The 19,075-nt window shown below is 70.9% G+C and carries 14 protein-coding genes; 9 read left to right on the forward strand and 5 right to left on the reverse strand.

Annotated features, from left to right (window positions below):
* Positions 1-342 (forward strand): hypothetical protein (locus tag AC2W7E_RS03970; protein WP_485988588.1); only part of this gene is annotated, 342 nt, incomplete at its 5' end.
* A 4-nt stretch (positions 343-346) separates the two neighbouring features.
* Here AC2W7E_RS03970 and AC2W7E_RS03975 read toward each other — a convergent pair.
* Together AC2W7E_RS03975 and AC2W7E_RS03980 are read right to left on the reverse strand one after the other, a co-directional pair.
* On the reverse strand, positions 347-1,573 hold the full coding sequence (locus tag AC2W7E_RS03975; RefSeq protein ID WP_485988589.1) for a glycosyltransferase: 1,227 nt from the start codon (positions 1,571-1,573) through the stop codon (positions 347-349).
* A gap of 5 nt (positions 1,574-1,578) precedes the next feature.
* Complete coding sequence (locus tag AC2W7E_RS03980) at positions 1,579-2,808, reverse strand: glycosyltransferase (protein ID WP_062636139.1); 1,230 nt, start codon at positions 2,806-2,808, stop codon at positions 1,579-1,581.
* A gap of 121 nt (positions 2,809-2,929) precedes the next feature.
* On the opposite strand from AC2W7E_RS03980, the gene AC2W7E_RS03985 reads away from it, so the two are divergent.
* Positions 2,930-3,517: a hypothetical protein gene (locus tag AC2W7E_RS03985; protein ID WP_025102630.1), complete on the forward strand. Its 588-nt coding sequence runs from the start codon at positions 2,930-2,932 to the stop codon at positions 3,515-3,517.
* Positions 3,518-3,617: 100 nt separating this feature from the next.
* Here the strand turns inward: AC2W7E_RS03985 and AC2W7E_RS03990 are convergent, their stop codons facing one another.
* Positions 3,618-6,632, reverse strand: a complete 3,015-nt coding sequence (locus tag AC2W7E_RS03990; RefSeq protein WP_485988590.1) for an alpha-mannosidase — start codon at positions 6,630-6,632, stop codon at positions 3,618-3,620.
* A 134-nt stretch (positions 6,633-6,766) separates the two neighbouring features.
* Here AC2W7E_RS03990 and AC2W7E_RS03995 point away from each other — a divergent pair, with 134 nt between their 5' ends.
* Entirely contained in the window at positions 6,767-7,792 is a 1,026-nt protein-coding gene (locus tag AC2W7E_RS03995; RefSeq protein WP_025102633.1) for a LacI family DNA-binding transcriptional regulator, read from the forward strand.
* Positions 7,793-7,892: 100 nt separating this feature from the next.
* Here AC2W7E_RS03995 and AC2W7E_RS04000 read toward each other — a convergent pair whose 3' ends face one another.
* The gene (locus AC2W7E_RS04000; RefSeq protein ID WP_485988591.1) at positions 7,893-9,197 is read right to left on the reverse strand and encodes a glycoside hydrolase 5 family protein; all 1,305 of its coding nucleotides are present in this window, start codon (positions 9,195-9,197) and stop codon (positions 7,893-7,895) included.
* Positions 9,198-9,374: 177 nt separating this feature from the next.
* Here AC2W7E_RS04000 and AC2W7E_RS04005 point away from each other — a divergent pair, with 177 nt between their 5' ends.
* Genes AC2W7E_RS04005 through AC2W7E_RS04020 form a run of 4 tightly spaced genes read left to right on the forward strand, consistent with a single transcriptional unit; the run spans position 9,375 to position 15,740 of the window.
* A complete protein-coding gene (locus AC2W7E_RS04005; RefSeq protein ID WP_485988592.1) occupies positions 9,375-10,676 on the forward strand; it encodes an ABC transporter substrate-binding protein in 1,302 nt (433 codons plus the stop codon).
* A 41-nt stretch (positions 10,677-10,717) separates the two neighbouring features.
* Positions 10,718-11,605, forward strand: a complete 888-nt coding sequence (locus AC2W7E_RS04010) for a carbohydrate ABC transporter permease (protein WP_025102636.1) — start codon at positions 10,718-10,720, stop codon at positions 11,603-11,605.
* Positions 11,602-12,534: a carbohydrate ABC transporter permease gene (locus tag AC2W7E_RS04015; protein ID WP_126893963.1), complete on the forward strand. Its 933-nt coding sequence runs from the start codon at positions 11,602-11,604 to the stop codon at positions 12,532-12,534. Before AC2W7E_RS04010 ends, AC2W7E_RS04015 begins: the two co-directional genes overlap by 4 nt.
* On the forward strand, positions 12,531-15,740 hold the full coding sequence (locus tag AC2W7E_RS04020; RefSeq protein WP_485988593.1) for a glycoside hydrolase domain-containing protein: 3,210 nt from the start codon (positions 12,531-12,533) through the stop codon (positions 15,738-15,740). The genes AC2W7E_RS04015 and AC2W7E_RS04020 overlap by 4 nt, the downstream gene beginning before the upstream one ends.
* Position 15,741: 1 nt before the next feature.
* On the opposite strand, the gene AC2W7E_RS04025 is transcribed toward AC2W7E_RS04020, so the two are convergent.
* Complete coding sequence (locus AC2W7E_RS04025) at positions 15,742-16,674, reverse strand: endo-beta-N-acetylglucosaminidase H (protein ID WP_485988594.1); 933 nt, start codon at positions 16,672-16,674, stop codon at positions 15,742-15,744.
* 135 nt (positions 16,675-16,809) lie between these two features.
* Between AC2W7E_RS04025 and AC2W7E_RS04030 the strand changes: the two genes are divergently transcribed.
* Positions 16,810-18,672 (forward strand): heavy metal translocating P-type ATPase, encoded by a 1,863-nt coding sequence (locus AC2W7E_RS04030; RefSeq protein ID WP_485988595.1) that lies wholly within the window; start codon positions 16,810-16,812, stop codon positions 18,670-18,672.
* 115 nt (positions 18,673-18,787) lie between these two features.
* Positions 18,788-19,066, forward strand: coding sequence for a hypothetical protein (locus AC2W7E_RS04035; protein WP_060922290.1), 279 nt, complete (start codon positions 18,788-18,790; stop codon positions 19,064-19,066).
* Positions 19,067-19,075: the final 9 nt, after the last annotated feature.

Genomic DNA, 19,075 nt, shown 5'->3' on the forward strand with positions numbered 1-19,075 from the left:
GACGGGGGCGGAGATCAGGGCGGCGGCGCTCAGCGCGCACGCCGCCGTGACGGCGGCCACGGAGTGCAGTCGGGGCATGGGGGCTCCTGGAAGAAGGCTCGACTGAGCGCAGACGGGTACCTCTACATGTCGGACCGGACCTACAGCATGATCGGCCTGATCGAGGGGGCATCGGGCATCCTCACCTTCCTCGGCTACGGGGCGGCGCTCGTGCTCGGCCTCATCGCGGCACGCCGACCGGGGCCGCGGCTGCTCGCCGGGATCGCCGTCGGCATCTCCGGCGCCGGCCTGCTGACGATGGTGCTGAGCTGGCTCTCGTCGAACTTCTACGGGTTCCTCTGACCGCTCAGGATCGCAGGAGCACCCGCTCGTAGACCTCGATCATGGCGGCCGTCCGCGACGACTGCCGGAAGGCGTCCGCCACGGCGGGCACCGGCTGGGGTGCGGTCCCGTCCGCGATGTCCGCGGCCGCCTGCCGCAGCGTCGCGGAGAGGGCCTCGATCCGTTGCGCCTCGACGGTTCGCCCGCGGGCGGCCGGGTCCGTCGTCGGCACCGCCCAGAGCCCGCCCTGGAGTTCCGCGGCGATGTCGGGGTCGCACACGACGGAGGGCGTGCCGAGGGTCGCCGCCTCGAACGGCGTCATGCCCTGGGTCTCGAACCCGATGGACGTCTGCACGAGCGCATCGGCGGCGGCGATCCGCTCCAGCGTCTGCGCATACGAGAGCCGGCCGGCGAACCGCACGTCCGCACGCCCCGCGACGATGCGTTCGGCCGCGGCGCGCTGTCCGCCGCCGCCGATCACCTCGAGCTCGGCGTCGATGCCCGCGTCGACCCAGGCCTGGAGGAACGGGAGCAGGCGCTTCTCCGGACTCATCCGCCCGAGCCAGACGAAGCGCGGGCGCCCCGGCGTCCGTTCCGCGGGTGCCGCTGCGAGGGTCTGCGCACGGACGTCGTCGTCGATGCCGTTCCACACGACATCGACCGTCCGCGCCACGCCGTTCTGCTCCAGGCGTCGCGCGAAGTGCCCGGACGGGGCCGTGACGGCGGCGGCGCCCGCCGCGAGACCTCGGAGGTACGACCACCCGTCGCTGCCACCGACCGGCACACCGATGCCGCGGAGGGCGGCGCGGCGCCACAGGTTGAGCACGGCGAGCACGGGCCGGTGCAGCGGGGTGACCGCGGTGAGCCCGACATCGACGCGGTTGTGCATCGTGTGCACGACCGGGATCCCGTGCCGGGCGGCGAAGCGGTGGCCGATGAAGGCGCCCCAGAAGTCGGCCTGCACGTGGACGAGATCGACGGGCGGACGGTGTGCCATCGCCCGGTCGAGGACCCGGTCGGTCGCCCGCCCCGGCCAGGTCATCGCGTACTCCCGGTCGAGGGTGATCGGCAGCGACGGGAGGTCGACGTTCCCGTCCGACGGTGCAGCGTCGTCACGCCGTGCGTGCATACGGGGCGCGACGACCGTCACGGTGTGCCCGGCGCGCTCCAGGAACGTCCGCTGCAGTCGCATCGACACCTGCGCCCCGCCGAGGGAGTCGAGGTGCTGATCGGCGAAGAAGACGACGTGCATCCGCGTCACTCGGGCAGCGGCTCGTCGCGGTACAGCGCCTCGAAGGTGTCGAGCGTGCGGTTGATGTCGTGGATGGCCACGCCGTCGAGCGACGCCTTCTGCATCCGCTCGTACTCGCCGGGGGAGGCGGTCAGCACGGCGGTGAGCTTCGCGGCGAGGTCGTCGACGTCTCCCGGCGTGAAGAGGTGCCCGTTCTCGCCGTCGTGCACGAGGTGCGGCAGGGCGACGGCGTCTGCGGCGACGATCGGCAGCGCCGATGCCATGGCCTCCATCGTCGCGATGGACTGCAGCTCGGCGATCGACGCGATGACGAAGAGGCTCGCACGGGACAACAGCGCCCGCAGCTCCTCGTCGGTGGTCCGGCCGTGGAAGGTGACCCGGTCCGACAACCCGAGCTGTGCCGTCAGGTGCTCGAGCTGCTTGCGCTGGTCTCCGCCTCCGACGATGTCGAACGTCGTGTTCAGTGCCGGGTCGAGCTTGGTCATGGCCTTGAGGATGACCTCGACCTGCTTCTCCGCCGTCAGCCGGCCCACGAACACGAGCCGGTTCTCCTCGCGCGGGGCGATGACCGGGGTGTACTGGGAGCGGTCGATGCCGCAGCTCACCGGGATGACGCCGCGCACCTCGACCGTCTTCTCCAGGAAGTCGGCGGCCCGACGCGTGGGCGTGGTGATCGCCCGCGTCAGGTCGAAGGTGCGCTTCGCGTCGGCCCAGGCGAACTTGAGCACCAGGTCGTCGACGAACTTCGGCATGGTCGTGTGGTCGAGGATGTTCTCGGCCATGACGTGGTTCGTCGCGATGACCGGGATGCCGCGCTGCTTCGCGATGCGCGCGAGTCCACGCCCGATCACGATGTGGGACTGGATGTGCACGACGTCGGGCTGCACGGCGTCGAGCACCTTCCGGGCGTAGTGCTTGGAGCGCCACGGCCACACGAAGCGCAGCCAGTCGTGCGGGGCCCAGCGCACGGAGGGCAGGCGGTGGAGCGTCATCGGCTCCCCCTCGATGACCTCGGTGCGAGGCGCGGTGCGACGGTAGGCCTGGTTGGGGGCGACGACGTGCACCTCGTGCCCGCGCTGCACGAGTCCGGCGGCGAGACGCTCGGCGAACCGGGCGGCGCCGTTGATGTCGGGGGCGAACGTGTCACACCCGAGGAGGATCTTCAGCGGACGGGGCTGTACGGCGGTGGCGTCGCGCGACGCATCGATCGGATCGTCGGAGGAGGTCACAGAGATGCCTAACGGGGTGGCGGCCAAGGAGAAGCCCTGGTCGGGCGGTGGCAACTCTACCCGAGGGCCCTGTCCCCGACGCCGAGCCATACCGGCACCCTTCAGCCTCGGCCGATACCGTGAAGCCATGCGACTGCACGCCGACGCCGACCCCCAGCTGTGGATACCCGTGACGGACTCGCTCGGGTGGAGGGGACGCCGGCATCGCAAGGCCGCGATCCGGATGCTGCTCGGCCAGGTGAACGCCGCGGTCGGCGCGACGGAGCGCCCCGGTTCGCGGTTCGGAGCCTGGGCGATGAGCCAGGCCGCGCCGATGCTCATGAAGAAGGCCGACGGCCGGGTCCTCGCGTGGACGTGGAAGGCGGAGCCCGACCTCGTCGTGGCGATGGCGACCGTGCAGGCGCTGACCCCCGACATCCGGATCGCCCGCGCGTCGATGCCGATGGAGTACGACGACACGACCTCTTTCCCGACCCGGCTCGGCGTCGGCGAGAAGCTCGTGGTCCCGACCCCGCCCTCACCTTCGGCGCCACCTTTCGCGACCTACACCTGGGACACCGGTACACATCTGGTGACCCTGACCGCCGTCTGCAGCGACCGCGAACGCTTCGGCACGCTCATCGGCGCGCTCGACGAGCTGGCCCGCAGCCTCCGTATCGCCGACGACCTCACCGGCGGTGAGTCGCCCGACGTCCTCCGCCTCCCGCCCGCCTGAGAGCGATCCCGCCCGGCGGGATGAGAAACGCGCCTCCCGAAGGGCGGGGAGGCGCGTTTCTGATCCGGCGCGGCGCGCCCGGCGCGAGGAGGCCGGGGGCTCAGCGTGCGATGCGGAGCGTGCGCACCTCGAAGGGGCGGAGGTGGAGGGCGCCGCCGAGGCGGGGCGCCTCGATCTCGTCCTCGATCAGGCTCACCTCGCGCACCTCACGGTGGTCGAAGCCGACGGAGAGCTCGCCGACCGCCCGACGCCCGAGCGCCTCGTACACCCGGACGATGACGTCGCCGGAGCCGTCGTCGGCGAGCTTCACGGCCGAGACGACGATCCCCTCGCCCGACACCTCCACCAGCGGCTCGACCTCGCGCTCCCCGCGGATCACCGTGGGTGTGCTGTTGAGGCGGATACCCTCGGCGGTCGCGATCGCGGCGTCGGCACCGATCACGAAGCCGACCTCGATCTCATGGAGCCCGTGGTCCGTATCCGGGTCGGGGAACCGCGGCGCCCGCAGCAGGGAGAGCCGCACGGTGGTGGTGACCCCGTCCTCGCCGACCTCGCGCGTCGTGTCGTACCCGTAGATCGAGTCGTTCACGAGGGCCGCACCGAAGTCCTGCTCGCGCACCAGCACGAAGCGGTGCATCGAGGTCTCGAACTTCGCCGCCTCCCAGCTCGTGTTCGTGTGGGTGACGCGCGCCTGGTAGCCGAACTGCGTCTCGGCTTCGGTATGCGACGCCTGGATGTCGAGCGGGAACGCGAGCTTGAGCAGCTTCTCGGTCTCGTGCCAGTCGACCTCGTTGCGCAGCAGCACCGTGCGCGAGTCGGGCGCGAGGAGGATGGTCTGCGTGATCGTCGACTCCGAGAAGGGACGCACGACGACGATCTGCGCGACACCGTTCACGAGTGATGCCTCGATGGACGAGACCGCGGTGAGGTCATCGACGCTGTTGCGGTAGTAGCGGTCGATGTCCCACGCGTCCCACATGTTCGGGAAGTCCTGGTGCACCTGGAACAGGTTCGCAGCCTTGCCGGGCGCGACCGTCTCCCGCCCTGTGGCCTTGTCGACGGCCGAGACGATCAGCCCCTCGGCCGAGACCAGCACGGACACGAGTTCGTTCTCCAGGCGCCATCCCGGGTGGGTCGCTGAGCCTGCCGAAGAGTCCTCGACGAGCGAGACCGGCCCTTCGACGGGTTCAGGGACCCACGAGGCGCCGAGCGCGCGCCCCCGACCCACCGAGGTCGGCTCGAACCGCAGCTCGCGGTCGCCCTCCCCGGCGAGCGACCGGCGCGCGGCGTCGGCGATGTCGCGCGCATCCGACAGCACGTCGGACAGCACGGCGACGGCCTCCCGGTGCACCCACGCGATCGAGGTGCCGGGCAGGATGTCGTGGAACTCGTGCAGCAGCACGGCCTGCCAGAGCCGGTCGAGCTCGGCCTGCGGGTACGCGGCGCCGGTGCGCACGGCGTCGGTCGCCGCCCACAGCTCGGCCTCCACCAGCGCGTGCTCGGCCCACCGGTGCAGCGCCTTCGTGGCGTGCTGGCTCGTGAGCGTGCCGCGGTGCAGTTCGAGGTAGAGCTCGCCGACCCACACGGCGGGGTTCGGCAGCTCGGCCTTGGCGGCGTCGAAGAACACGTCCGGGTGCTCCCACACCACCTGCGCGCTGCCCTCGAGGTCGCGCAGCCGCTCGGCCTTGCCCGTCATCTCGCGCGTCGTGCCGCCGCCGCCGTCACCCCAGCCGACCGGGGCGATCGACCGCGAGCTGAGGCGGTTCTCCTTGAACTGCCGCGAGGCCTTCGCGACCTCCATGCCGCTCAGCTGCGAGTTGTAGGTGTCCATCGACGGGAAGTGCGTGAATACCTGCGAGCCGTCGATGCCCTCCCAGAGGAAGGAGTGGTGCGGGAAGACGTTCTGCTGGTTCCAGGAGATCTTCTGCGTGAAGAACCACTCGAACCCGGCACGGCGCATGAGCTGCGGCAGGGCCGGCGAGTAGCCGAAGCTGTCCGGCAGCCACACGCCCTTCGACCGGAGGCCGAACTCCCGCTCGAAGAACCGCTGCCCCTGCGAGAACTGCCGCACGAGCGACTCCCCCGTCGGCATCACGGTGTCGGACTCCACCCACATGCCGCCGAGGGGCAGGAAGCGTCCGGCGGCGACGGCGGCCTTGACCCGCTCCCACACCTCGGGACGGTGCTCCTTGATCCAGGCGTACTGCTGCGCGCTCGACATGCCGTACTGGAAGTCGGGCCGCTCCTCGATGAGCGTGGTCATGGACGAGGTGGTGCGCGCGACCTTGCGGATCGTCTCGCGCACCGGCCACAGCCAGGCGGAGTCGATGTGCGCGTGGCCGACGGCCGAGATCCGGTGCGCACTCGCCTCGGCCGGAGCGGCGAGCACGTCCGCGAGCCGTGCCCGCGCGTCGCCGGCGGTCTCCACGATGTGCTGCAGGTCGAGCACGTCGAGCGCGTCGTCCAGGGCCTGCAGGATGCGCATGCGGCGCGGCGACGTGGCAGGGAGCTCCGCCTGCAGCTCGAACAGCACCTCGAGGTCGAGCGACAGGTCGAACACCTCGGGCTCGAACACCGCGAGGTCGAGGCGCCGCAGCCGGTACAGCGGCTCCTTCGAGGAGGTGAGGACGTCGCCCTCCTGGGTCGGCAGGAAGGGGTGGTAGTCGAGGAGCACAGGGTTGGACGCGCCCTCCAGGTAGAGCTCGACGGGCTCATCGCCCGCCGCCGTCTCCACGATCGGCACCCACTGGTTCCGCGGGTTGATGCTCTTGATCGGCGTGCCGTCCGGCCGGTAGGCGAGGGCCTCGCACTGGAACCCCGTCATGTTCACGTCGAAGCCCAGGTCGATCAGCGCCTCGACCCGGCGCCCGGCCCACTCCGCGGGCACCCGACCGGTGAGCTTGAACCACGTGGTCCCCCAGGCCGGGCCCCACAGCTCGCCGACCGCGGCCGGGGCGAAGGAGAGCGCCAGGCCGTCCGCCGGGGCGATGGGCTCTCCGGGGAGCTGATGCGCCTCGACCGTGAGGGGAACCGCGGCCGAGTGGATCGCGGGGCGGATGCGCTCGTCGAGGACCCGCTTGACGCGGCCGACGGTGAGCGAGGTGTCGTCATGCATGATGGGGTTCTCCGGGCTCGACGGTGAGGGATGGGGTTCGATGCGCGTCGCTACTAAAACGATCTAGCACGGGAGTCTACGGCACGTTCTCCGCTGCTTTCGAGAGGCTAAACCGATCAAGTAGGGTGATGCCTATGACCCCGGGGAAACGCGTGACCATCGCGGATATCGCGCGCATGGCCGGCGTCTCCCCCGGCGCCGTCTCGTTCGCCCTCAACGGTCGCCCCGGCGTGAGCGAGGAGACGCGGCAGCGCATCCTCTCGATCATCGAGGAGCATCACTGGCAGCCGAGCTCCGCCGCGCGTGCCCTCGTCGGCGCCCGCGCCAACGCGGTCGGATTCGCCCTCGCCCGCCCGGCGCGCTCCCTCGGCTCCGAGGCCTTCTTCACCGACCTCATCGCCGGCATCGAGTCCCGCCTCTCCGAGAGCAAGGTCGGTCTGCAGCTCCGCCTCGTCGCCGACATCGACGAGGAGATGGAGGTGCATCGGCAGTGGCGCTCGTCGAATCAGGTCGACGGCATCATCCTCATCGACCCGCGCGACGACGACCCGCGCGGCGCGCGCATCACGGCCCTGGACGCCCGCGCCGTCATGATCGGCTCGAAGCCCTCCCCGGACGGCGCGGTGCCCAGCGTGTGGATCGGCGACGACACCGTCGCGGAGACCCTGTTCTCCTACCTCGCCGCCCTCGGTCACACGCGCATCGCCTACGTCGCCGGTCCGGCCGAACTGGAGCACACCCGCCTGCGCGCCGAGGTGCTGGAGCGGATGGCGGCGGACGGCATCGCCGGCGAGGTCATCACGACGGACTTCTCCCCCGCCCGCGCCTCCGCCGTGACGCGCGCGCTGCTCTCCGGCCGGCAGCGCCCGACCGCGATCGTCTACGACAACGACGTGATGGCCGTCGCCGGCCTCCGCGTGGCGCAGGAGATGGGCCGGGCGGTTCCCCGCGACGTCTCCCTCGCGTCGTTCGACGACTCCGTCATCGCAGGACTCATCAACCCGTCGATCACCGCGATGACCCGCGACACGTTCGAGCTCGGCGAGCAGGCGGCCACGCTCCTGCTGCAGCAGATCGAGGCCGGCACCACGCTGCCGAGCGTCCAGGGCCCGACCCCGGTGCTCACCGCTCGCGAGAGCACGGCACCTCCGCCCCGCTGAGACCCCGCCTCCCCGCCCACACCCCGGGCTCTCGACGCACGCACCCCGGGGTCTCGACGACAACCCGGGGTCTCGGCGACTCAGAGACGTGGGAAGAAACTCAGACGACGGTGTTGACGGAGGCGTAGCGCGTCACGTCGGACCCGGACGGGGCGGGGTGGATGAGGCGGCGGATGCCGCGTGCCTCCAGCGCCGCGGGGTCCTGTGCGGTGCGGGAGGTCACCAGGGCGGGGTCCTCACCCGCGGCGCAGGCGTCGACCCAGGCCTGGAAGACCGCGCCGCCGGGGCTCAGCGCCGCCCGGCTCACCGGTACCTCCTGCTCGTCGACCTCCACGACGATCGCCGTGGGGCGGTCCGGAGCCGCGGTGCGGGTACGCAGCTCGGGGATGAGCTCCGCGAACCGGCGGCCGAGGGGCTTCGCCGCCCCCTCCTGGTCGATCAGCCCGAGGGAGTACTCCAGCTCCGGGAAGTCGGCGAGCTCCCGGCTCACGTCGTGCGAGCACCACCAGGTCACACCCCAGAGGTTCTCGGTGCGGAGAGCCGAGCGCACGGTGGCCTCGAGGAATCCGGGCATCTCGCTCTCGTCGAGGCAGTTCGAGGGGGCACCCACCTCCTGCAGCCAGATGGGCCGGGCGGGATCCGTCGCGAAGGCGCGGGAGAGCTCGATGAGGTACTCGGCATGACGGTCCGCCGCGACGGAGCGCCCGCCGTAGCGCTGGGCGGTGCCGTTGAAGATCCAGGAGTGGATGGTCGTCATCGCGCCGAGGCGGGAGGCATGCGCCGGCGTGAACCCGTGATCGTCCATGTACCAGACCGCGTCGTACTCGCTGTGCACATGCGGCAGCCCGGGAGCGCCCCGGTCCGCTGCAGCGAGCAGCGCCTCGATCCAGGCGCCCGCCTCATCCGTCGTGACCGGCCACGGCGAGGGGTGGGTGTGCGCGGAGAACTGGTTCGTCTCGTTGCCGAGCGTGAGCCCGAGGAAGTTCGGGGCGTCCCGCAGCGCGCCGGCCAGCCGCTCCACGAGCTGCGCCTGGCCGTCCAGGGCGCTCGGATCGGTGAACATGTTCCGGTCGTGCCAGGTGTACAGCCAGGACGGGACGAAGTCGAAGCTCGACAGATGCCCCTGGACGACATCGACGCTCGCGTCCAGCCCGAACTCGGCGGCGATGTCGACCATGGCGCGCACGTCGTCGATCGCCTTCGCCCGGATCAGGGTGCGGTTCGGCTGCAGGACGGTCCAGAGCGGGAACACGCGCACGTGGTCGAGGCCGAGCGCGGCGAGGGCCGCGAAGTCGCGGCGCACGTCGTCCGGGGTGAAGTCGAGCCAGGAGTGCATCCAGTCCGTCGACGGCGTGTAGTTCGCCCCGAAGCGGAGTGGGGCGTCGAGAGCGCCGCGCTGCGTCATGTGTGCACCTTTCGGACCGTGCCCTCCCGCGAGGACATGCGCACCACTATAACGCTTGAGCACCACGGTCGATAGCGCACACCTTGACACCGACCGGATCCGATGGTTTCATCTGCTAAAGCGCTGTAGTCCCTCCGTCGGACTGCGCCGATTCGCCCGCCTCAAGGAAGAAGCACGATGAAAGTTCCCGCACGCATTGTCGCTCTGGCAACCTTCACGATCGGCGCCCTGGCGCTCGTGAGCTGCACCGGAGGCGGCGCCGCCTCGAACGGCGCCGGCCCCATCGACACCTCCGGCGAGCTCAGCGGAACCATCCAGTTCCAGACCTGGTCGCTGAAGAACGAGAAGTTCACCCCGTACTTCGAAGACCTCATCGCCGCGTTCGAGGAGGAGCACCCGGACGTGACCGTCGAGTGGCTCGACCAGCCCGGCGACGGCTACCAGGAGAAGATCCTGAGCCAGGCGAACGCCGACACGCTGCCCGACGTGCTCAACCTGCCGCCGGACATCGCCTACCCCCTCGTCGCGGCGGGGAAGCTCGTCGACCTCGACACCGCGGATCCGGACCTGAAGGCGACGTACAACGCCGGCGCCTGGGACGCGTACAGCCAGTACCCCGGCGTCGAGGGCACCTATGGCCTGCCCTGGTACCTCTCCAGCGACGCATCCTGGTGGAACCTCGCCCAGCTCGCCCCGTACGGCGTCACCGAGGAGAACCTCCCGACGACGGTCGACGAGCTGCTCACGCTCGCGAAGGACGTCGCCACGGAGTCCGGCGGCAAGGTCCAGCTCCTCTCCTCGATCCCGGCGCTCGACACCTTCACCGCCGCCGGCATGGAGGTCATCAACGACGAGGGCGAGTTCGACTTCAACACCGATGAGGCCGCCGCGATCATCGAGCAGTACGCCGACGCCTACGCGGCGGGCGCGATGCCCGCCGAGGCACTGACCGGCGACTACGGCGGCAACGCGGAGGCGTACATCCAGGAGAAGGTCGCCTTCACGACCGGCGGCACCGGCTTCACGACCGATCTGCAGAAGGACGCCCCGGCACTGCTGGAGAACACCGTCGCCACCCCGCGCCTCGGTGTCGCCCCGCTCTACGTGCAGGGCCTCAACGTCTCCGCCGACTCCGACAACAAGGAAGCCGCACTCGCGTTCGCCGAGTTCGCGACGAACGAGGAGAACCAGGTCGCGTTCTCCTCCCTCGCGGTCGGCACCGCCCCCGGCACGGCCGACGGCGGCGACCAGGTGGTCGAGAACATCGCCTCCTCCGTCACGGACGAGAAGCAGCTCGCCGCGATCGACACCGTGTTCGGCGCGATGAAGGACGCCAAGGCGCTGCCGTTCCAGTGGACCTCGGACATGGCGACCTACATGACCCAGCAGATCGCCCTGGCCGTGAACGGCGAGGCCGACGCCAAGACGCAGCTCGACAAGATCGTCGAGTACGCCAACGCGAACCGCGTGGACCAGTGAGCATGCGCGCGGACACCGGCACCCGGCAGCGGAGGTCGACGATGAGATCCCACAAGTGGTTCACCCCGTGGCTGCTCCTCGCCCCCGCCGTGATCTGGGTGCTGGTGTTCGCGCTCTGGCCGTTCCTGAACACCGTCGTGCTCAGCTTCACGGACGCCCGCCCCCTGCGGACCCCGGAGTTCGTCGGCGGCGCGAACTACGAGCGCATGTTCGGCGACGAGATGTTCTGGAACGCGCTGACCACCTGCCTCATCTACGTGGTCGTGTGCGTGCCGCTGCTCACGATCCTCCCGCTGCTCCTCGCCCTCCTCGTGCAGAAGAAGCTCCCCGGCATCTCGTTCTTCCGCACCACGTTCTACTTCCCCGTCATCGCCTCGGTCGTCGTGGTCGCCCTCATCTGGACCTGGCTGTTCGACAGCCGCGGCATCATCAACCAGACCCTGGAGTTCCTCGGCCTCATCGATCAGCCGATGGCCTTCCTCGTCGACCGCTGGCTGCTGCTCGGCTGCGCGATCCTGCTGACGGTGTGGAAGGGACTCGGGTACTACATGGTGGTGTACCTCGCCGCCCTGGGGAACGTGGGCAAGGAGCTGCACGAGGCCGCGATGCTCGACGGGGCGAGCTCCTTCCGCCGCTTCCTCTCCGTCACGATCCCGTCGGTGCGCGGGGCGATGCTCCTCATCGCCGTCCTCATCGCGGTGTCCGCCATGCGCGTGTTCGCCGAGCTCGACGTGCTCTCCAAGAGCACGGGCGGCCCCGGCGGCTACGACATGTCGCTCGTGATGCTCATCCGGCAGGTGGGCTCGGGCCTGAACGGCAACATCGGCTACGCGTCCGCGATCAGCGTGGCGCTGTTCCTCCTCACGCTCGTGCCGCTCGCGGCGATCGCTTTCATGAACCGCGAGAAGAAGGCGAAGGTCTCCGCATGACGACTCTGACGACGCCCCCGGTGGAGAGCACTCCGCCCGCGGAGGAGGCACCGCGGTCCGGCCGCGAGCGCATCTTCCGCCGCCGCGGTTCCGGCGACTTCAGCAAGCCCACGCTCGGCGGACTCATCGGCCGGTACGCGCTGCTGCTGTTCGTCCTGTTCCTCGTCATCGGCCCCTTCGTCTGGCAGCTCTCCACCTCGTTCAAGGGACCGCAGGAGAACATCTACTCCTTCCCGCCCGAGCTCATCCCCCGCGATCCGACGCTGCAGAACTACACGAGGGTCGCCGACATCGTCCCCGTCTACCTCTACGCCTGGCACTCGCTGCTCGTCTCGCTCGGCACCGTGCTCAGCAACGTGATCCTGGCCACGTTCGCCGGCTACGCCCTGGGCTGCATGCGCTTCCGCGGGAAGTGGATCGTCATGGGCATCCTGCTGTCCACGCTGCTGTTCCCCGGCGAGGTCACGGTCACCAGCAACTTCCTCACCATCCGCGCGCTCGGGCTCGCCGACACCCTGTGGGGCGTGTTCCTCCCCGGAGCGATCAGCGCCATGAACGTGCTGCTCGTCGCCACCGCGTGCCGCATGATCCCGAAGGACGTGCTGGACGCGGCCACCGTCGACGGTGCGACCACGTGGCAGCGCATCCGGCACATCGTGTGGCCGAACATCCGCGGCATGGTCTCGGTCGTGGCGATCTTCGCCTTCATCGGCGCGTGGGACGACTACCTCTGGCCGCTCATCGTGCTCTCCGACCCGGCCAAGTACACCCTGACCGTCGGCATGGCCTACCTCAACAGCAGCTTCTCGGTCGATCCGCGACTCATCGCCGCCGGCACCATGATCGCGCTCGTGCCCATCGTGATCATGTTCTCGTTCACGCAGCGCTTCTTCTTCAAGGGCGTGCAGGAGGGTGCGCTGAAGGGGTGAACGCGCCGCTGCTCCGCCCGGCCTCCGGTCCCGCGGATCCTCCGTCGTCGCGCCCGCACGCCGGAGTGCTCCCCGGAGTCGTCTTCGCGTACACGTTCGACCCCTCCCGCGGGGCGCAGCGGATCGATGTCCCCGGCCTCGACGGCATCGCCCTCACCCCGGACACCGTGCTGCACTGGGCGTTCTACGCCGACGGCCCCGCCGCGACCCTCGCCCCCTGGGCCGCGCTCGCGGTCGCCGTCGACGTGCGGAGCGCCGACGGCAGCCGGCTGAGCGACATCGCCGCCGTCCGCGACCGCTACGACTTCCCGCTCACGGCCGAGGGGCAGTTCGCCGCCCGGTGGAGCATGCCCGAGCAGTGGAACGCCGACAGCGTCGCCCTCGCGCCCCTCGCCGTCGGGAGGGGCACGGGCACGGTCGAGCTCGTCTTCGGTACCGCCGATCTCGCGACCGCGCCGGATGGGTCCACCGAGGTCAGCGGCTTCGTCCAGGTCCGCGTCGAGGAGCGCCCTGGCCCCGGCGATCTCCCGCCCGTCGAGCGGGTCGACACCCGGCGCGGCTCCCACTCCGGCCCCCGCTTCTCCCGCGGGAACACGATCCCGGCGGTCGCCGTGCCGCACGGCTTCACCTTCGTCACGCCCGCGACCGACGCGGAGGATCCGCGCTGGCCCTATCGCCCGTTCGTGCATGACGATCCCCCGGGGCGGCGTCTCGAAGCCCTGCAGTTCTCGCACCAGCCCAGCCCGTGGATCGGCGACCGCTCGGTGCTCCAGCTCATGCCGTTCCGGGGGACGCCGACGTCGGACAGGGCGGCCCGGCGTCGCTGGATCGTCCCCGAGAGCGAGCGGGCCCGCCCGCACGAGTACGCCGCGGACCTCGGCGACGGGCTGCAGGTCGAGATGACCGCGACCTCGCATGCCGCCGCGTTCCGCGTGCGGTGCGACGACCCGCACGCCGCCGTGGGGTTCGTGATCGACCAGCTCACGGACGACGGCCGACTCACCTTCACCGACGCCGGCTTCGAGGGCTGGATCCCCGAGGGGCCCGAGGACTGGGGGAACGCGCCGCGCTGCTACTTCGCCGGCACCGTGCCCAGCGCCTCGGACGTCGCTTGCGGCGCCCTGGACGACGACGGACGCGCCCGGGTCGCGGGCTTCGTCCGCGCCGGGGGCGCTGTCGAGGTGCGGGTCGGGGTCTCGTTCCTCTCCGTCGCGCAGGCTCGGCACAACCTGACCCTCGAGGCCCCTCCCGCCGTCCCCTTCGACGAGCTCCGCGCTCGTGCCGCCGCTGCGTGGAACCGCCTGCTCGGTCGCGTGACGATCCCCCCGCTCCCCGATGCCGAGCGTCCGTTCCGCGGCCTGGCCGACGAGGAGCAGCGCGCCCGGATCGCCGCCGCACTCCACCGGATGCACCTGTATCCGAACACGGCGGCGGAGAACGCAGGCACCGCGGACGCGCCGGAATGGCGGTTCGCCGACGTGTTCGCGCCCCTGACCACCTTCGGAGAGACCACCACCGGGGCGCCGGTCGCGGAGGGCGAGCTCGTCGTCAACAACGGCTACTGGGACACGTACCGCACCGAGTGGCCCGCGCTCGCGCTCCTCGACCCCGCGCTGGCCGGACGCCTGCTGGACGGGCAGCTCACCCAGTATCGCCGCGGCGGCTGGATGGCCCGCTGGAGCGCCCCCGGGTACGTCGACAGCATGGTCGGCACCTCCAGCGACCAGATCTACGCCGACGCCGCGCGGTGGGACGTTCGCTTCGACCGGGAGACGGCGTTCGAGAGCGGGTGGCGCCACGCGTGCGAGCCGGGACCCGATCCGCGACGGGGTCGCAAGGGCATCGGCCGCGGGCGCTTCCTCGGCTTCATCCCGTCCGACGTGCCGGAGGGGATGAGCTGGAGCATCGAGAACGCCGTGAGCGACGCCGCCCTCGGCCGGTTCGCCGCCCGTCTCGCGGCATCGGCGGCCGCGACGGACCAGGCCGCGCGCTATCGGGCCTTCGCGCGGTACTTCGCGAATCGCTCCCGCGCGGCGCGCGTGCTCTTCGACCCGGCGTCCGGATTCTTCCGCGGTCGCGCGGCGGACGGCTCGTTCGCGCCGGATTTCGATCCTCGGGTCTGGGGTGGCGACAACGTCGAGACGAACGCCTGGGGCATGTCGGTCGGCACGGTGCACGACGGGCCGGGACTCGCGGCGCTGCACGGCGGGCGGACCGGACTCGGCCGGCACCTCGACGCCCTCTTCGCGGAGCCGGAGACCGCCGACGAGCGCTTCGGCGGTGCGTACGGCACGGTCATCCACGAGCAGCGCGAAGCCCGCGCCCAGCGGTCGGGCATGTGCGCCCTGTCGAATCAACCGGCCCACCACATCCCCTTCATGTACGCCTTCAGCGACCGGCCGTGGCACAGCGCGCGCCTCGTGCACGGCCTCGCGCGCCGTCTCTTCGCCGGTGCGCACATCGGCCAGGGATTCCCTGGTGACGAGGACAACGGAGAGATGAGCGCCTGGTGGCTCTGGGCCGCGCTCGGCCTGTATCCCCTGGAGCTCGCGGCGGGGTCTCTGCGCATCGGATCGCCCCTCTCGGACGACATCCGGGTCGCGCGCGGAGACGGCTCGTCGCTGCGCATCCGCTCGCGACGGAGCTCCCCCGAAGCCCACGTGGTGGAGGAGGCACGCCTGGACGGACGCCCGCTGCCCACCGCCGACCTCCCGATCGACGCGCTCCAGGGAGATGCGGTGCTCGAGCTCGTGTTCGGCACGGACCCGGCGCGCGCGTTGGAGACCGGAGAGGACGCGCTCGACGCGGAGCCGTGGCACCGCGACCTCACGGGCGGAGAGGGAGAGGCCGTCGCCTCCGCGGATGTCCGCGAGGCGCGGCGCCTGTTCGACGATGGCGACCCGCGGGGTGACGAGGGGGTCCGGCTGCCGGAAGGCTCGTGGGTGGGCTGGCGATTCCCCTCACTCCGCGGCCTCACCGACATCACCCTCACGAGCCGCGAGCCCGTCGCGGCCGGTGTGCTGCGCGGGGAGGTGGAGGGGGCCGACGGTCGCTGGCACCCGCTCACCACGACGCACCTCGAAGACCTGGCGCCCGATCGCACGACGCCGTTCGCTGTGGAGACGCGGGTCGTGACCTCGGCCGTCCGCATCCGCGCGGAGGCCGAGGTCACGCTCCGTCAGATCGAGCTCTTCGATCTGGACTGACTCACCGCGCCGCTGCGCGGTAGACGGTCGCCTCGCCCTTCAGCGCCTCGGTGATGCCGGAGAGGTAGGCCGACTGGTTCGTCGCGGTGAGGTTGTACGCGACATAGACGCCGTACCCGTCGGCCACCGTGCGCTGAGCGAAGTCGGCGGCCGTCGAGGCACTCGTGTTCGCGAGGTCGATGGCCGCGGCGCCGAGCCGGCCACGGTCGTCCAGGCCCGGCACGGTGGGAGCGTCGTAGGTCGGGTAGTACGGGTTCCAGGCGTGATCGAGCACGCTGCCGGCGTCGAAGAGGCCGAAGTCCGTGGTCGTGTAGGACGGGCCGATCGCATACAGGGTGATGAGCTTGTCCGGGCCGAGCCGGTCGCGCAACGCAGAGGCCAGCCAGCCGAAGGACTGCGGGTTCGGCTGCGGGGTGCCGTTCGCCCCGTAGTTGCTCCACTCGTCGTCGAAGTCGATGCCGTCGAGGCCGTAGGCGGTCACGGTGTCGGCGAGCTGCGCCGCGAAGGCGTCCGCATCCGCGTACGACGTGAAGTTCGCGAAGCCGGCCCCCTGGTGGTTTCCGAGCACCGACAGCAGCACCTTGGTGCCCTGGGCCTGCAGCGGACGGATCTGGTTCTGCGCATCCTGCAGCGTCTCGGTGACCCGGTCGTTGAGGTGGAGGACCGCCTGCTCCCCGTCGTAGTTGATGTTCGCGGCGAAGATCATGGCCAGATCGACCGCGGGACGGCCCGACTCGGCGAGCGTGTAGTCCGCGACGTTCGCTAAATCGTTCGAGTTCACCTCGACGTAGACGGCGAGCTTCGGGTCGGCAGCGGCGGCATCGGCGACCGCCGCGGTCGAGGCGGCGAGGGCGGCGGCTCCGGCGGCGGCGAACGCCGCTGCTGCCGCGATACCTCTTCTCAGGCGGGACGATCGTGCGGGTGAGGAACTCATGACGGGATCTTCTCCTTCGGCGTCGTTGTCGAGATCGGGTCGCGACGTCGCGACTCGCGGCCGACTATATCGCTTAAGCACAGGTGTCGGAAGGGGATGCTGGCGGTGCGCACCGATTCCGACGATGCTGGACGCATGCGCGCCCTCCGACTCCTCTGGCGGTATCCGGTCATCACGCTCACGGTCCTGGTCTTCGCCGTGGTCGGGGCGCTCCACGCCGCAGGCGAAGAGACCATCGGCCGATGGGTCGCGACGATCTTCGTGGCTGCGGTGGTCGTGTGGACGCTCATCGGCATGGTCCGCGACGTGCTCCGCGGCCACGTCGGACTCGACATCCTCGCGGTCGTCGCCATGGTGGCGACACTCGCGGTGGGCGAGTACATCGCGGCGCTCATCATCGTCCTCATGCTCTCCGGGGGCGAGGCGCTGGAGGACTTCGCGGGCCGCCGGGCCAAGCGCGACCTCTCCGCACTGCTGGATCGCTCGCCGCGCAGCGCCCATGTGCTGACACACCCCGAGGATGCGGACTCGGACGCGGCGAGGGAGGTGCCGGTCGACGATGTGGCCGTGGGCGCCGTGCTTCTCGTCCGCCCGGCGGAGATCATCCCCGTGGACGGTGAACTGCTCACGGACAGCGCGTCGTTCGACGAATCCTCGCTCACGGGCGAGAGCCTGCCCGTGACGCGCGGCGCGGGCGACGAGGTGCTGTCTGGCGCGATCAACGGCAGCCGGGCCATCCGCCTCCGTGCCCTCCGCACCGGCGCCGACAGCCAGTACCAGCAGATCGTCGCCCTGGTCGCCCAGGCCGAGTCCTCCCACGCGCCCATCGTGCGCCTCGCCGACCGGTTCGCGATCCCGTTCACCGCCGTCGCGCTCGTGCTCGCGGGGACGGCCTGGGCGCTCTCCGGCGACGCCACGCGGTTCGCCGAAGTCCTCGTGCTGGCGACGCCCTGTCCGCTGCTGATCGCCGCTCCCGTCGCCTTCCTCGGCGGACTCTCCCGGGCGGCGAAGTCGGGCGTCATCATGAAGAGCGGTGCGGTGATCGAGCAGATCGCGCGCGTGCGCTCCGCGGCGTTCGACAAGACCGGGACGCTCACCCAGGGGAGGCCGGAGCTCGTCGACGTGCGTCCGGCACAGGGCTTCGATGCGGATGAGATCCTGAGACTCGCCGCCTCGGCCGAGCAGTACTCCTCGCACGTGCTCGCCGACGGCATCCGCCGCGCCGCCGCCGCCCGAGGCCTGGCGCTGCACGGGGCGACGGAGGCGAGCGAGACCGCGACGAACGGGGTGTCCGCGACGATCGGCGGCCGCGCGGTTGTCGTCGGCAAGCCGGCGTATGTGGCGTCCCTCGCCCCGGACACCGTACGGGCGGAGCTCGCGCCGGGACAAGCCGCCGCCTATGTCGCCGTGGACGGACGGTTCGCGGGGGTCCTGGTCCTCGCCGATGCCGCCCGCCCGGAGGCGCCGACCGTGATCTCGTGGCTGCGGACGCACGAGGTCGACCGGCTCGCGATGCTGACCGGGGATGTGGAGACCACCGCGGCGTCGATCGGACGGCAGGTCGGGATCGACGAGATCCACGCCGAACTCCTGCCGCCCGAGAAGGTGCGTCTGGCCGCCGAGATGCAACCACGGCCTGTGCTGATGGTCGGCGACGGTGTGAACGACGCCCCGGTGCTGGCAGCGGCCGACATCGGCATCGCGATGGGCGCGAAGGGAGCGACGGCCGCCGGGGACGCCGCCGACGTCGTCATCCTCGTGGATTCGCTCGCCAAGGTCGTCGACGCCGTCGCGATCGGACGGCACACCCTCCGCGTCGCCCTCACCGCGATCTGGATCGGGATCGGGCTGAGCGTGGGGCTGATGGTCGTCGCGATGACCGGCGTCATCCCCGCGGTCGTCGGCGCGCTGGTGCAGGAGCTCGTCGACCTCGCGACGATCCTCTACGCCCTGCGCGCGCTGAGCGGCCCGCCGAGCGATCTCCGCCCCTCCGCCTGAGCGCTGTTCCTGCACCGCACGCGGTTCCGCCTCTCCCGTCCACAGGTCCCGTGTTCGCGGTCCTGTGGACGCGGAATACCGTGACAGCCTGAGGCCCCGGACTCAGACTGGAGGCATGACCGTGGACGACCCGCAAGTATGGACACTGATCGGCGTCTTCGCCGCCGTGATGCTCGGCGGCATGACGCTCATGACGTCGCAGCTCAGTCGCGTGATCCGTGCGGAGGTGGACCGCATCGACGGAACCCTCTCCGCACGGATCGATCGCATCGACGGCACCCTCTCCGCACGGATCGACGGCCTCGACGCCCGGCTCGGACGCATCGAGACGAAGGTCGACGATCTCGACAGGGAGCTCACGAACCTCGCGACGCGGTTCTGGCGCTCGCAGTGACCGGCCCGC

This window comes from Microbacterium sp. CFSPD4_SD4, from assembly GCF_057364585.1.